Here is a 13,677-nt window from a genome sequence, read left to right as displayed (position 1 = left end):
CAGACGCACCCCACACCCGCCCCATTTTTTCGGCAGCGGTCGGGAGAGAAGAAAGAAAGGGCTAGGGGCGCGACGGGTGGATGAGTTCTGTCGTGCCCGTCGCGCCCCTCCGCTCTTACAGCTTCCAATCGGCGGATTGGCCTTGGAGGGAGGCCATGCGGGCGAACAGGCCACCGGCCGCGAGCAGTTCGGCGGGGGTACCGTCTTCGGCGACGCGGCCCTCGGCGAGGACCACCACGTGGTCGGCGCCCATGACCGTGCGCATGCGGTGGGCGATGACGAGCACCGTCTTGCCCACGAGCAGCCGGGAGAGCGCCTGCTGCACCGCCGACTCGTTCTCTACGTCCAGCGAGGCCGTGGCCTCGTCCAGAAGCACGATGGGGGCGTCTTTCAGAATGGCCCGGGCGATGGAGATGCGCTGGCGCTCGCCGCCGGAGAGCAGGGCGCCGTTCTCGCCGATGGGCGTGGCGTAGCCCTGGGGCATCTTCTGCACGAACTCGTCGCAGTTGGCCGCCCGGGCCGCCGCCAGCACCTCCTCGTCGGTGGCGTCGCGCCGGCCGAGGCGGATGTTCTCCATCACGGTGCCGTTGAACAGCACCACGTCCTGGAACACCTCGGTATAATCGGTGAGCAGCGTCTCCGGGTCGATGCCGGAAACGTCCACGCCGCCCACGGTGACCGTGCCCCCATCCACATCCCAGAAGCGCGCCGCCAGCTTGGCCGCCGTGGACTTGCCGGAACCGGACGGCCCCACCAGGGCAGTGACCTCCCCTTCCCGGGCCGTGAAGCTCACGGAGCTGAGCACGGGCTCGCCGTCGTCGTAGGCGAACGTCACGTCGTCGAACACGATGTCGTGGCCCTGGGGGTTGAAAGCGAGCGCCCCCGTCTGCGCCGGCTCGGCCTCGATGGCCTTCATGCGGGCGAGCGACTGGGTCATGTCGATGAGCTCGGCCACCGACTGCAGAATGAGGCCGATGGGGTCGTACAGGCGCGTGACCACCAGCATGAAGCAGAAGAACACGAGCAGGCTGCACTGTCCGGCGGCCACGAGCGCCGTGCCGACGAGGATGGTGGACACGATGCCCAGGCGCAGCAGCGTCTGCGTGCAGACGACCGCCGTGCCCGTCACCAGCTCCGAGGCCAGCTTCGCCCGCTCGAAGGCGTCCACGTCATCGTTCAGGCGACCCAGGAAGTCGTCCGTGCGGTTCAAGGCGCGCACCTCGCGGTTCGATTCCAAGTACTCCTGGATGTCATCGGCGAGCGCCAGGGCGGCGGCGTTCTTGCCCCGGGTCTTCGCCGTCTGGGCGCGGCTCGTCGTCAAAAGGATCAACAGGGCCACGGGCACCGGCCACAGCGACGCGCAGGCAAGCCGCCAGTCGAAGATAAGCAGCATGACGGCGACGATCACCGTAGAGATGCCCGTACCGAAGGCCTGGGGCATGGTGTGGCTGAACAGGCGCTCCTGGTCGGCGGCGTCCTTCATGATCACCGTCGTGAGGTCGGCCAAATCGCGCTTGCCGAAAAACGACAGCGGCAGCACGCGCAGCCGCTCGGCCAGGCCGATGCGCTTGTGGGCGCTCTCCTGGTACACCACGCTGTAGGTGGCGTGGTACTCCCAGTACTGGGTGGCGAACACCGCCGCCAGCACGACCGCGATGAGCACCAGGTAGGACCCAAGGGTCGGAAGCGGCACCGCCCCGTCCTCCCAATGGGCCAGAAACTCGCCGGTCACCAGATAGAACACCCCGACGGGGAACATGAGCACGAGGTTGGCCAAGGCGCAGACGAGCGCGCCTTTCCGCAGCGAGCGGGCACCTTCCTCAGTCAGGGCCAGACGATCACGCAGCATGGGCGCTCCCTCCCTCGATCTTCCATTGGGCGGCCTGGCAGTAGTTCTTCCACAGGCGCGCGTAGGCGCCGCCGCGGGCCAGCAGCTCCTCGTGGGTGCCGCCCTCCACGATGGCGCCGTCGTCCACCACGGCGATGAGGTCGGCGTCCACCACCGTGGACAGCCGGTGGGCGATCATGAGCACGGTCTTGCCAGCAGCCAGGCACCCCAGGGCCTGCTGGATGAGGGCCTCGTTCTCAGGGTCGGCGAAGGCCGTGGCCTCGTCGAGTACCACCACGGGCGCGTCCTTCAAAATGGCGCGGGCGAGCGCGATGCGCTGGCATTCCCCGCCCGACAGGTACACGCCGTCCGCGCCCACGCGGGTGGCGAGCCCCTCGGGGAACTTCGCGATGATGTCGTCGCACTGGGCCGCCCGGGCCGCCGCGGCCACCTCCTCGTCGCTAGCATCGGGCCGGCCCATGCGGATGTTGTCGGCCAGGGTGCCCTTGAACAGGCGGTCGTTCTGGAACACGAAGGCCACGGTATCCATAAGCTCGGCGGCGGGAATGCGCCGCACATCGGCGCCGCCCACCGTGACTACGCCCTCCTGCGGGTCCCAGAAGCGCGGCACCAAGCTCGCCAGCGTGCTCTTGCCGCCGCCGGAGGGCCCGACGAGCGCCACCGTGGCGCCCGCCGGCACTGTGAGGCTCACGTCGCGCAGGGCCGGGCGCGCGGCGCCGGGATAGGCGAAGGTCACGTTCTCGAGCGCCACCTCGGTGCCCGCCGGATGCGCCGCAGCCCCTTCGGCGATCTCCTCCATGGGCTCCACGGCCAGGATCTCGCTCACCCGGCGCATGGAGTCCTCGGCCATCATGAGCGCCTCGGAGGAGTACATCACCTTGCTCATCACCGTGGTGGTGAAGGCCGAGAAGATGACGTAGAACAAAAAGTCGGTGAGAAAGCGGCCGAAGTCGCCCGCCCCGGCCGCCAAAAGGATGGCCGCCGGCACGAGTACCACGAAGGTGCCGTTGATGGCTGTGAGCTGCACCACCTGGGGCAGGCGGCAGAAGTTCACGTAGTTGGTGGCCATATCGCGGTAATCGACGATGGCCGCGTGAAAGGCCCGAAACGAGTGTACCGTCTGCTGGAACACCTTCACCACGGGAATGCCGCGCACGTACTCGGTGGCCGCCGTGGACATGCGGTTCAAGGCCTCCTGGTAGCGCTGCATGAAGTAGCGGCCGCCCTCGGGCACGTCGCGCCCCATCATCCACCACATGGCGAACAGGGAGACCGCCACGGGGATGAGGCACACGAGCCCCATGACCCAGTCGAACAGAAACATGGCCACCAGATAGGCCACCGGCGCCGTTATGGAGGCGATGAAGTCGGGCATCTTGTGGGCGATAACGTCCTCGGTCTGCCCGGCGCAACCGTCGATGATGCGGCGCAGACGGCCCGAGGCGTTCGCGTCGAAATAGCCGAACGGCACCTTCGCCACATGGGCCAGGCACGCCTTGCGCATGTTGGCGGCCACGCGGAAAGCGGCCGTGTGGGTGAGCATGAGGCCGGCGAAGTAGCACAGCGCCCCCAGCACGGCCGCGCCGAAGGCGAGCCAGGCCCACAGCGTGGCGTCGGTGGCCTCCTCGAAATGGGGTGCTACCGCCACGAAGTCGCGCAGCACGAACCACACGAGCACGAGCGGCACCACCGTGAGGATGCCGTTGACCGCCGCCAGCGCCGAGCCCGCGAAGGCGAGCCAGCGCCGCGACCCGGCAAAGCGCAGCAGCTGCATCACGGCGTTGCCGCCCTGGGGCTGCTTCTCCTGTTCTGTCGCCATCGCTCCCCCTTAGGCCGCGATCTTCGCGAAATGCTTCTGGAAGATGCGCAGTCCCAGCCAGCTGCCGAGCGCGGCGCCAAGCGCCGTCACGCAGCCGCAGATCGGGAAGGCGGGGCTGTACACCCAGTTCACGAGCCCCTGGCCGTACTCGGCCGTCATGCCCATGTCCACCACCATCTGCACGTAGGACTCGCCGGCGAACAGGATGAGCGAGATCTGCCCGAACCACCAGCACAGCACGAGCACCGCCCAGCCCACGACCACCGTCCATTTCGCGCGGCGGCCGGCCATCATAATGAGCTCGCAGAGGGCCGCGCCGACAAGAATGCCCACCGGGCCCGTCCAGGCCATACCCATGACGAAGCCGAGCAGGGCCATGATGGCGCCGGCGATGAAGGCCGCCCCGCGCTTGGGCACCCGCGCCATGAGGTAGGTCCACACGATGCCGGCCGGGATGGAGCCGATGGCGTGGGTCCACCAGGCCATGTCGGTGCTGAAGCTGCACACCATGGCCACCGCCATCATGACGAAGAAAGTGACCACGCCGAACACCGCCAGAAGCACGATGTCCTTCGCCGTGAGGCGCCCCGAGGCTGCCAGGGGTGCCGCGCCCGTCGTCTTTGCCGTTGTCGTTGCCATAGATTCAATCCTTTCCTGAGGGGATGGGTTACCGTGAGATTCAGAGAGCTGAAGGGCTCGGAATTTGAGGGGGATTCAGAGGCCGAAGCGGGCGCGCACGCGAGCGAGCCCGGCGTCGTCGAGGGGGTAGCGGGCCTGGATGCGGCCGCCTTCCACCTCGGCCGCCTCATCGCAGACCGTGCAGAGGAACTCGTAGTCGTGGGTGACGAGGGCCACGGCGACGCCGTCGGCGGCGGCCCGGCGCAAAACCGCGGCAACGCGCTCCATGTTGGCGCGGTCCAAGCCGCTCGTGGGCTCGTCGAGCACGAGCACCCGGGCGCCCTGGGCGAGGCCGGCAGCCACGGCCAGGCGCTGGCGCTCGCCACCGGAGAGGGCCAAGGGATGGCGCTCGGCGCAGGCGGCAAGGCCGAAGGCGGCCAGCATCGCGTCGGCGACCTCGTCGCTTTCCCGATGCAGCTCGGCGCGGGCGCTGTCGGCGAACAGCTGGTAGCCCGGCTCCTGCATGACCAGGTGCACAAGGCCCGGACGCCGTCGGGCGGCCACGGGCGCGCCGTCCACGGCCACGGCGCCCGCGCGCTCGCGGGTAAGCCCCGCCAGGCAGCGCAAGAGCGTGGTCTTGCCAGCGCCGTTGCGGCCGACGATGCCGAGCACGCGGCCGGGTTCCAGGGAGAGGTCAAGGCCGTCCAGCACCGGCGGCCGGCGGCGGAAGGCCACGGTCAGACCCTCGGCCTGCAGGCGGGGCGCTTCGGGCGCGGGGGCATCGGCCGGGACCGCGCCGGCCGGGACCGCCGCAGCGGGGCGGCCCTCCCCTTCCATCTCCGCCACCGTCCAGGCCCGCACGCCGGCCGCAGCGCGACGGGCGGCCGGCAGCGCCGCGAAGTCGGCGGCCGTCCAGTCGCCGGCAACAGCGCCGTCTTCCATGAGCACCACCCAGTCGGCCACGTCCGCCAGCCACCACAGGCGGTGCTCGGACACGACGACGGTCTTGCCCGCCGCCTTCAGGGCCGCCACCACCTCGGCGAGGCGCTTCATGGAAGGCACGTCCAAAGAGGCCGTCGGCTCGTCCAGCACGAACACCGTCGGCTCCATGGCGAAGGCCGAGGCGATGGCCACCGCCTGCTTCTGGCCGCCGGAAAGCTCCTCGATGCCGCGATCGAGCAAATCGGCGATCCCCAAGGCCCGGGCCGCCTCGTGCACCCGGGCCACAATCTCGTCGCGGGGAAGGCCCAGGTTCTCGCAGCCGAAGGCGATCTCGGAGGCCACGTCCAGGTTCACGAACTGGCTGCGGGGGTTCTGGAACACCGAGCCCACGCGCACGCCCAGCTCGTCGGGAGTCCAAGCGGCCACCTCCGTTCCCTCCACCATCACGCAACCGGCTACCTCGCCAGCATAGACATGGGGCACCAAGCCGTTGATGAGGCGCGTGAGCGTGGTCTTGCCGCAGCCGGAGGCGCCGGTGACCACCACGCACTGGCCCTGCGGAATCTCGAGGGAGACCCCGCGCAGCACCGGCCGCTCCGCGCCGGGATAGGTGTAGGACACATCCTCGAGGACGATGGCGGCCGCTGGGGCCGACGGGGGCGCGGCGCTCATGGGAGCACCTTCCCCGCCACCGCCGCCGCGACCAGCACCAGAGCCGCGGCCAGCACCACGACGTCCAGCGCTCCGATGCGCAGCTCATGATAGGAGCCGCGCCGGCGCGTCGTTTCCACGCCGCGGGCCATGACGGCGTCCCCCAGCTCGTCGGCCACGATGGACACGCGGTGCAGGTAGGGCACCATGAAGTTCTCCAGCAGCCCCGCCGGATGGCGCAGGATGGCCGCCGGCGTCAGGCGAAGACCCCGGGTGAGCATGGCCTCACGCACGGCCTTCGCCTCCCGGGCGATGGTCGGAAAGAAGCGCATACCCACGCACACCGCCACGGTCATGCGCCCCGAGAGCCCGAAGGACTGCAGAGCGCAGGCCAGCTCGCCCAAATAGGTCGTGGAAATGAGCGCGGCCGCGAACATAGCCGTGGGAAATAGCCGCGCGAGCATGACCAAGCACGAGCCCGTGGGCATGAAGAAGGGGCCGCCCAGGATGCAGGCCAGCGCGATGAGCGATAAAGCGGCGTAGGCGCTAAGCCACGCGCAGGCCAAACGCCCGCGGCGGCACCACAGCATGAGCGCCGCATCGCCGGCCACGGCCGCCAGTTCGATGGCCTTCGCGCCGGATGCGAACACGGCCACGTTAAGCAACACGAGCACCCCCAGCGCCACCCGCGGGTCCACACGGCGACGGTCGCGCTCGGGCGCCGCCATCATCAGGCCGCCCGACGCCCCGCGAGCCGAAACGCCCTCGCGCACCCGAGACACCGGCGCCGGCCGCGACGCCTTCCGGGGCTCGGGCATGGCGCCCTCGATTCCGTCCATCGTGCCTTCCACGTATGCGCACCTTTCCGCTTAAGGCGGCGCTCCCGTCCCCTTTCCGTCGCGTCGCCGTTCTCTTCTTGAAAGTTTCAGTCGGCTAATTTACCCTACGTTAAGGTCTTCGTGTTAAGTAAGGCTAACTTATGGACGAATTGGAAAGAACTCTGGACGGATTGGAAAACGGCAGGCGAAATCATGGGCGCGAGCGCGTTGGCGAACATAGACAAGGGACTCCACCATTTGTTCCTCTCCCAAATTGAGACGCTGGGGATGGAGCCGGTGGCCCGGCGCAGCGGCATCGTGTCGCAGCTGGCGCCGGAGCGCGGCCACGGCAGCGCCTGGATGGCCGGCATCGGCCCCGATTGCCTGATGACCGTGCTCGATCTCGAGGTGGAAGACGCCGTGAACCTCACGAGCTGCGGACCCGGCTACTTCTGTCTGGGCATCATGTCGCCGAGCAGCCTGGAGACCATGCCGCGGCCCGTCAGCGCCCCCGGCCCCACGGGGCTCGTCATGTACTGCCAGGATGCAGGCTCCTACGCCTACCGGCTGAAGCCGCGCACCCCCTATGTGTCCCGCTCGCTGTGCTTCACGCCGCGTTTCTGGGAACAGCTCGCCTTCGGCCGCCGCCCCGATGGCGACGCCCTGCTGGAGCGCATCGCCACGACGCCCCAGGTCCTGAACGCGCCCCACGTGGGCGCCATGCTGCAGCGCCTCGACGCCCGAACGGCCGACGCCGCGGCGACCGAGCTGCACCTGACGGCCCTTGCGGCCGAGGCCGTCGCCTGCCTCATGGACACCGCCGAAGCCGAAGAGCAAGCCGAAGCCGCCCAGGGCAGCAGCGAGGCGGCCTGTCTGGCCCGCGACGCCCACGCGCTGCTGGAGCGCCATCTGGACACGCCGCTCACGCTGGAGTCCATCGCCCGCGAACTGTGCGTGAGCCGCTCGCGTCTGGCGGCCACCTACAAGGCCGAGCGCGGGCGCGGCGTGGCCGAGGAGCTGCGGGACCTGCGGATGGAGCGCGCCCGCGAGCTTCTGGCCGGCACGGACCTCCCCTTGTCCGAGGTGGGCCGCGCCGTGGGCTATCCGCGCCCGAGCACCTTCGCCACCGCCTTCTCCCGCGAGGTCGGCTGCTCCCCCGCCGCCTGGCGCAAGCAGCACCGCCTCTGAGGCCGCCCTGCTCCGGGATCCCGTCGTGCCCCCATAAAAGGGAAGGAGCCCCGAGAGGCTCCTTCTTGTCGCATCTGTCGCTGCCAGGCCTGCTTGGCGCGGGCTCGGCTGTACTTCGCCGAGCCGTGGGCGCCGTGGCCGCAGGCGAACCCGTTGTAGCGCGGCTTGGCCGCCAGCGTCGCCTCCTCGGACGACTGCCGCCACACCACCTCGTCCTTCGCCTTTTTCGGCTGCACGGGCACCGCCTTCTTGCGCTTCTTCGACATATCCTCTCACCTCCTTCATACTCAACTTATTAGTATCCCACATACTTGGTAAAGACAGCGAGAGGCCCTGTCACGTTCCAGATTCGCCCGCCTTTGGCCCAAGCGTACTTCGATACGCGCCGTGGCCAAAACAAGGGCGAAGATGGAATGCGACAGGGCCTCGCAGCGTCGGCTCCTTCGCCTGTCCGTCAGGACGGGCGAAACTGACTAGAACTTGCGGAACTTGTCGGCCGGGGTGAAGCAGATGGGGCACTTCTCGAAATCGTCGCCCTTGTGGATGTAGCCGCAGATGGGGCACAGGTAGTAGGCCTCGTCGGTGGGAGCGTCGATGTTGTTGTAGGCGTCCATGTACAGCTCGGCGTGCACGGCCTCGGCGAGCTTGGCGCGGGTGAACACGAACTCGGCCTTCTTGTTGCCCTCCTCCTGAGCGACCTTGATGAAGCTCGGGTACATGTCGGAGGTCTCGTAGATCTCGCCCAGGGCGCCGGCGATGAGGTTCAGGTCGGTAGCGATGCCCTCGGCCTCGGGAGCGGCGGGGCGCTCGTAGCCCGGCTCGATCTCGGCGATCACGCCGGCCTCAAGGCCGATGTGGATCTGCTCGGCGGCGCTGGTGGCCTCGAACAGGCGGGCGATCTGGTCGAAACCCTGCTCCTTGGCGGCAGCGGCGCAGGCGGCGTACTTGGCGGACGCGCCGGTCTCGCCGCACACGGCAGCCTTCAGGTTCTCAAGCGTGGTGCCCACCTCGGTGATGGACTCGGGAACCACGTCGAAATTGCTGGAGTTCTCAGCGGTAGGGATAACGTCACGCAGATTCATGGAATCTTCCTTTCTTAAGCATCGACGACATCGTCTCAATGTCTGGGTCATTATAGTACGGCGCTCCCGCCCCGCGCATCGAGAAAACAGGATGTAACAATTTCCGAACTTTTCCCCACAGATTGGTTCATACTGTGTTCGATCGCACAAGAGAAAGGATGTTACGTGGAACGCGAAGTGGCTTGGAAGAAGTACGACGAGGCGTCGCTGGACGAGCTTGAGGCGCTGGCCGTCGACTACATCGATTTCATCTCCGAGAACAAGACCGAGCGCGAGTGCGCGGCGGCCGCCATCGCCGCTGCTGAGGACGCCGGCTACGATTCGCTGGCTGATTGCATCGCCGCCGGCACGGCGATGGGCCCGGGCAGCAAGCTGTGGGCCTGCGCCCAGGGCAAGGCCGTCATTCTCGTACATGTGGGGGCCGCACCGATCTCCGAGGGCATGAACATCCTGGGCGCGCACATCGACTCGCCGCGCCTCGACATCAAGCAGAACCCGCTGTACGAGACGAGCGATTTCGCGCTGCTTGACACCCATTACTACGGCGGCATCAAGAACTACCAGTGGACGGCGCTGCCGCTAGCGCTTCACGGCGTCGTGGCCAAAACCGACGGCGAGGTGGTGGAGGTGAACATCGGCGACGACCCGGCTGACCCGGTGTTCTGCGTGACCGACCTGCTTCCCCACTTGGGTTCCCAGCAGATGGATAAGAAGGGCTCGAAGGTCGTGGAAGGCGAGGACTTGGACGTGCTCGTGGGCAACCGGCCGCTCGCCGCGACCGACGCCGACGAGGCGGACGACGGCGCCGGGAAAGCCGAAGGCGACAAGGCCTCCAAAGATCCCGTGAAAGCCTACGTGCTGGCGCTTCTGTCCGACAAGTACGGCATCGCCGAGGAGGACTTCCTCTCAGCCGAGCTGGAGGTAGTGCCCGCCGGCCGCGCCCGCGACCTCGGCTTCGATCGTTCCATGGTCATCGGCTACGGCCAGGACGACCGCGTGTGCGCCTACACCTCCCTTGCGGCCCAGCTGGCCTTGGGCGACGACATCCCCGCCCGCACCGCTGTCTGCGTGCTGGTGGACAAGGAGGAGATCGGCAGCGTGGGCGCCTCCGGCATGGCCTCGATGTTCTTTGAAAACACCATCGCCGAAATCATGGCGCTCGCCGGCGAGAGCAGCCCGCTGCGCCTGCGCCGCGCCCTCACCCGCTCGCGCATGCTGTCCTCGGACGTGTCCGCCGGATTCGACCCCGCCTACGCGAGCGTCTTCGAAGCGAAGAACTCCGCCTATCTGGGCCGCGGTCTCGTGTTCAACAAGTACACCGGCGCGCGGGGCAAGAGCGGATCCAACGACGCCTCGGCCGAGTACGTCGCGCTCGTGCGTCGCATCATGGACGACGCGGGCGTGAGCTTCCAGACCGCCGAGCTGGGCCGCGTGGACGCCGGCGGCGGCGGAACCATCGCTTACATCCCCGCGAAGTACGGCATGGACGTCATCGACTCCGGCGTGCCCGTGCTTTCGATGCACTCCCCCTGGGAAGTCACGAGCAAAGCCGACATCTACGAGGCCCGTCGCGGCTACGAGGCGTTCCTGCGCGCGTAAAGTTCGCGGGAACCGAGGCTTCGACCGACTCATGCAATCGATGAGCGATTTTCGGACGGTTTTTTCGAGTTGTTAGGGTTCGGGATGACCATCCGAAAGAACCGGATGCAGATGATCGTGTGGCGACCTGGGGTTTTGCCGTTGTGTTCCCTAAACCGAGCGGCGAGAGGCCCTTTCCGCTTCCCCCACGACTCTAACAAGTCGAAATTCTTGCATAAAAAAGGGGCGGCTCCTTATCCCGGAGCCGCCCCTTCCATCATCGGAGGATGTCGAGCCGAACGCGCGAAGCCCCTACGCCGTGGGCTCCTGCTGGGTGATGCAGTGGATGTTGCCGCCGCCGAAGACGACCTGCTCGGACTGCACGCCCACGCACTTGTAGACGCCCTCGCCCCACACCTCGTCGTAGATCTGCTGCAGCGTGTCCACGGCGAGCTGGTCGTTCTCGTCGCCGTACTGGGGCACGATGACGCCGCCGTTGGTCACCAGGTAGTTCATGTAGGAGGCGATCAGCGGCTCGTCGGCCACGCGCGGCTCGGCGTTCTCGTCGACGTCGATGGTGTCGCAGGAGGCCTGGTCCATGTACAGGGGCTTCACCGGCATGGGGAGCTTGCACACCTTCAGCTGGCGTCCCTTCGCGTCGGTGGCGTTGCTCAAGGTCTCGTAGGCCTCATGGCACTGGCGGTAGAAGGGGTAGTCCTCATCGTCGGTCCAGATGCAGACCATCACGCCCGGGGCGATGAAGGTGGCCACGTCGTCGATATGGCCGTTGGTCTCCTCGGGGTCGATGCCCTCCTTGACCCAGATGACCTTCTCCACGCCCAGATAGGCCTTCAGGTGCTCGTCCATGTAGGCACGCAGCTCCTCGCTCCAGGGTTCGAAGCGCTTGGCGTAGACGGGCCAGATGGTGTCCTCGTCGGCCTCCTCGGCGAGCACAGCCGAGGCAGTGCGGCCCGGGGAAAGCAGGCACTGCTCGGTGACCACGAGGGTGCCCTCGCCGTCCACCGTGATGGAGCCGCCCTCGAGGATCATGTCGTCGGGACGATAGCGGCGGCAGTGCGACAGCTCGGCCATCTTGCAGGCGATCTGGTCGTCGGCCTTCCACGGGAAGTACAGGCCGTCGATGAAGCCGCCGTAGGCGTTGAAGTGCCAGTCGCAGGCGCGCTTGTCGCCCTTGCCGTCGATGACGTAGGTGGCGCCGGTGTCGCGGAACCAAGCGTCGTCGGTGGTCATTTCGATGACGGTCACATTCTCATCGTCCTCGAAAACGGCCTTGCAGTTGGCGTAGTCGTCCTCGTTGGCGCACATAACGACCGGCGTGAACTCGGCGATGGCCCGGGCGATGGCGGCGTACTGCTTCTGGGCCGGCTTGGCGCCGTGGGCCCAGGTGTCGGTGCGGTGAGGCCAGCCTATCCACACGCGATCCTGCGGGGCGAACTCGGCGGGCATGAAGAAGCCGTCGGCGGCGGGGGTGGAGTCGGACTCGTAGATGGTTTTCATGAGGGAATTCCTTTCAAGAGGGGGGTACGAGTACAGCAATCTACAAAATCTTCTCGCTCTTGCCGTCGTCGGCGGCAAGAATCTGCTCGACTTGGGCCGGATCAACGGGCTCGAGCGAATCGGGCTCGCCTGCGGCCTCTTCAGCCAAACGCTCGGCGGCCATCGCGGGAGTGAGGCCCTTGAACTCCTCCTTGCGGCCGCGGGCGCTCACAATGCGCACCACCTCGCCCAAAAGGAGGAAGATGATGAAGATGGCGATCATCGGCACCTTGTCCGCCACTTCCTCGGCCGAGAACGGCACGAGCGTGGCCACGATGGCCAGTACCAGCTCGATGACCGGGATGGCCAGAATAACCTTCATGGCTGTGCCCTGGAAGGGGAAGCGGTACACGCGGGGACGGTTCGCATCGACCTTGCGCAGCTTGATGAAGGCCGGGAACATGGGGATGTAGGTGAGCAGTAGGAACACCACGGAGGTGGCGAACAGCGTCCAGAACAGCCCGTTGGAGATGGCCTCGTTGGGGATGAGCTGGATGAGCAGGACGGCGGTGGCCACCACGCCGTTCACAATGGCGGCGCCGGTGGGCATGCCGGTCTTCGGGTTCTCGTGGGCGAAGACCTTCGGCATGTTCTGGTTCTTCGCGGCGTACTGGGCCACGGCGTTCACGCCGAAGGACCAGGAGGCCATGTTCGCGAACAGGGTGATGAGGAATACTACGGCGATGATGATGAAGATGGGGGAGGTCTCGCCCACCATGGTTATTACGGCGTAGAGCATGCCGAAGTCGGGGTCGATCTGGTCGGCCGGGATGGCGGCGCCGATGCCGAAGCCGCAGAACAGGTAGATGGCGCCAATGGCCAGGCCGCCCAGGATGATGGCCTTGGGAATGTCGCGGGCCGGGTTCTGCATGTCCTTGGCGAAGGTGCAGATCACCTCGAAGCCCGTGAAGTTGAAGATGATGATGGACAGGTAGCCGAGCGCAGCGGTGTTGGTCAAGTCGGGCAGGAACGTCTCGGGGGCCATGGATCCGGCGAATCCGTTGGCGCAGGCATACCAGATGCCGAGCACGCCCACGGACACGGCCACGAGCACCTTCAAGACGGCACCGCCGTTCAGAATCCACTCGGAATCGGACACCTTCGAGAAGCTCATGAACACGACGATCCACACAAACGCGATCTCGATGCCTAAGGTCAGCAGCAGATTCGACTCGATATCGGCCCCGAACACCATGCTTAAGATGGGCGGGAACAGCGTGGCCAAGCTGGCGATCCACAACGGGAAGTTGATCCAATAGTACCAGCTGATGCGGGCGCCCCACTTGTCGCCGAGCGCGTCGCGCACCCAGTCGTAGATACCGCCCTCGGAGTCGTAGGCGGTGCCGAGCTCGGCCGCTACCATGCCGTAGGGCAAAAGGAAGGTGATGATAAGGAAGATCCACCAGAAGAACTGCTGGTTGCCGATGGCAGCAGCCGGTGCCGCCGCCTCACACACGAACACCACGCAGATCACCGACAGAATAACGGATACGAAGGAGAATTTCTTCTTACCGCTCATAGGGTAACTCCTTAATGGGAAAGAGCGATCGGGGAAGTTGCGCCTTCCCCGATCGC

Annotated in this window: 11 protein-coding genes; 2 read left to right on the top strand and 9 right to left on the bottom strand. The window is 66.9% G+C overall.

What is annotated here, in order from left to right:
• Positions 1-115: 115 nt before the first annotated feature.
• The 5 genes from ACW4LP_RS04925 to ACW4LP_RS04905 form a co-directional block, all read right to left on the bottom strand.
• Complete coding sequence (locus ACW4LP_RS04925; RefSeq protein WP_161127546.1) at positions 116-1,849, bottom strand: ABC transporter ATP-binding protein; 1,734 nt, start codon at positions 1,847-1,849, stop codon at positions 116-118.
• Positions 1,839-3,668, bottom strand: a complete 1,830-nt coding sequence (locus ACW4LP_RS04920) for an ABC transporter ATP-binding protein (RefSeq protein ID WP_237418796.1) — start codon at positions 3,666-3,668, stop codon at positions 1,839-1,841. The genes ACW4LP_RS04925 and ACW4LP_RS04920 overlap by 11 nt, the downstream gene beginning before the upstream one ends.
• 9 nt (positions 3,669-3,677) lie before the next feature.
• On the bottom strand, positions 3,678-4,307 hold the full coding sequence (locus tag ACW4LP_RS04915; protein ID WP_302222476.1) for an MptD family putative ECF transporter S component: 630 nt from the start codon (positions 4,305-4,307) through the stop codon (positions 3,678-3,680).
• Between the two features lie 75 nt (positions 4,308-4,382).
• The gene (locus ACW4LP_RS04910) at positions 4,383-5,900 is read right to left on the bottom strand and encodes an ABC transporter ATP-binding protein (RefSeq protein WP_161127544.1); all 1,518 of its coding nucleotides are present in this window, start codon (positions 5,898-5,900) and stop codon (positions 4,383-4,385) included.
• Entirely contained in the window at positions 5,897-6,730 is an 834-nt protein-coding gene (locus ACW4LP_RS04905; protein ID WP_161127543.1) for an energy-coupling factor transporter transmembrane component T, read from the bottom strand. Before ACW4LP_RS04905 ends, ACW4LP_RS04910 begins: the two co-directional genes overlap by 4 nt.
• A 180-nt stretch (positions 6,731-6,910) precedes the next feature.
• On the opposite strand from ACW4LP_RS04905, the gene ACW4LP_RS04900 reads away from it, so the two are divergent.
• Entirely contained in the window at positions 6,911-7,885 is a 975-nt protein-coding gene (locus ACW4LP_RS04900; RefSeq protein WP_161127542.1) for a helix-turn-helix transcriptional regulator, read from the top strand.
• On the opposite strand, the gene ACW4LP_RS04895 is transcribed toward ACW4LP_RS04900, so the two are convergent.
• Both ACW4LP_RS04895 and ngr read right to left on the bottom strand, forming a co-directional pair.
• Positions 7,798-8,151, bottom strand: a complete 354-nt coding sequence (locus tag ACW4LP_RS04895; RefSeq protein ID WP_161127541.1) for a hypothetical protein — start codon at positions 8,149-8,151, stop codon at positions 7,798-7,800. The genes ACW4LP_RS04900 and ACW4LP_RS04895 overlap by 88 nt on opposite strands.
• Positions 8,152-8,358: 207 nt before the next feature.
• Positions 8,359-8,967 carry a nigerythrin gene (gene ngr, locus ACW4LP_RS04890; RefSeq protein WP_022740807.1) on the bottom strand — a complete coding sequence of 203 codons (609 nt, stop codon included), beginning with the start codon at positions 8,965-8,967 and terminating at the stop codon, positions 8,359-8,361.
• A 165-nt stretch (positions 8,968-9,132) separates the two neighbouring features.
• Between ngr and ACW4LP_RS04885 the strand changes: the two genes are divergently transcribed.
• Positions 9,133-10,566, top strand: a complete 1,434-nt coding sequence (locus tag ACW4LP_RS04885) for an aminopeptidase (RefSeq protein WP_161127540.1) — start codon at positions 9,133-9,135, stop codon at positions 10,564-10,566.
• A 291-nt stretch (positions 10,567-10,857) separates the two neighbouring features.
• Here the strand turns inward: ACW4LP_RS04885 and ACW4LP_RS04880 are convergent, their stop codons facing one another.
• Positions 10,858-12,063: an agmatine deiminase family protein gene (locus tag ACW4LP_RS04880; RefSeq protein ID WP_455803533.1), complete on the bottom strand. Its 1,206-nt coding sequence runs from the start codon at positions 12,061-12,063 to the stop codon at positions 10,858-10,860.
• A 40-nt stretch (positions 12,064-12,103) separates the two neighbouring features.
• Complete coding sequence (locus tag ACW4LP_RS04875; RefSeq protein ID WP_455803532.1) at positions 12,104-13,621, bottom strand: APC family permease; 1,518 nt, start codon at positions 13,619-13,621, stop codon at positions 12,104-12,106.
• Positions 13,622-13,677: the final 56 nt, after the last annotated feature.

The sequence above is a fragment of the Adlercreutzia sp. CNCM I-6215 genome (assembly GCF_977072315.1).
This window is presented reverse-complemented; position numbering and strand designations above follow the sequence as displayed.

Excerpts from the sequence above, each read along its gene's own strand:
- ngr (WP_022740807.1), bottom strand. The coding sequence starts at position 8,967 with ATGAATCTGCGTGACGTTATCCCTACCGCTGAGAACTCCAGCAATTTC.
- ACW4LP_RS04895 (WP_161127541.1), bottom strand. The coding sequence starts at position 8,151 with ATGTCGAAGAAGCGCAAGAAGGCGGTGCCCGTGCAGCCGAAAAAGGCG.
- ACW4LP_RS04880 (WP_455803533.1), bottom strand. The coding sequence starts at position 12,063 with ATGAAAACCATCTACGAGTCCGACTCCACCCCCGCCGCCGACGGCTTC.
- ACW4LP_RS04920 (WP_237418796.1), bottom strand. The coding sequence starts at position 3,668 with ATGGCGACAGAACAGGAGAAGCAGCCCCAGGGCGGCAACGCCGTGATG.
- ACW4LP_RS04910 (WP_161127544.1), bottom strand. The coding sequence starts at position 5,900 with ATGAGCGCCGCGCCCCCGTCGGCCCCAGCGGCCGCCATCGTCCTCGAG.
- ACW4LP_RS04875 (WP_455803532.1), bottom strand. The coding sequence starts at position 13,621 with ATGAGCGGTAAGAAGAAATTCTCCTTCGTATCCGTTATTCTGTCGGTG.
- ACW4LP_RS04925 (WP_161127546.1), bottom strand. The coding sequence starts at position 1,849 with ATGCTGCGTGATCGTCTGGCCCTGACTGAGGAAGGTGCCCGCTCGCTG.
- ACW4LP_RS04915 (WP_302222476.1), bottom strand. The coding sequence starts at position 4,307 with ATGGCAACGACAACGGCAAAGACGACGGGCGCGGCACCCCTGGCAGCC.
- ACW4LP_RS04900 (WP_161127542.1), top strand. The coding sequence starts at position 6,911 with ATGGGCGCGAGCGCGTTGGCGAACATAGACAAGGGACTCCACCATTTG.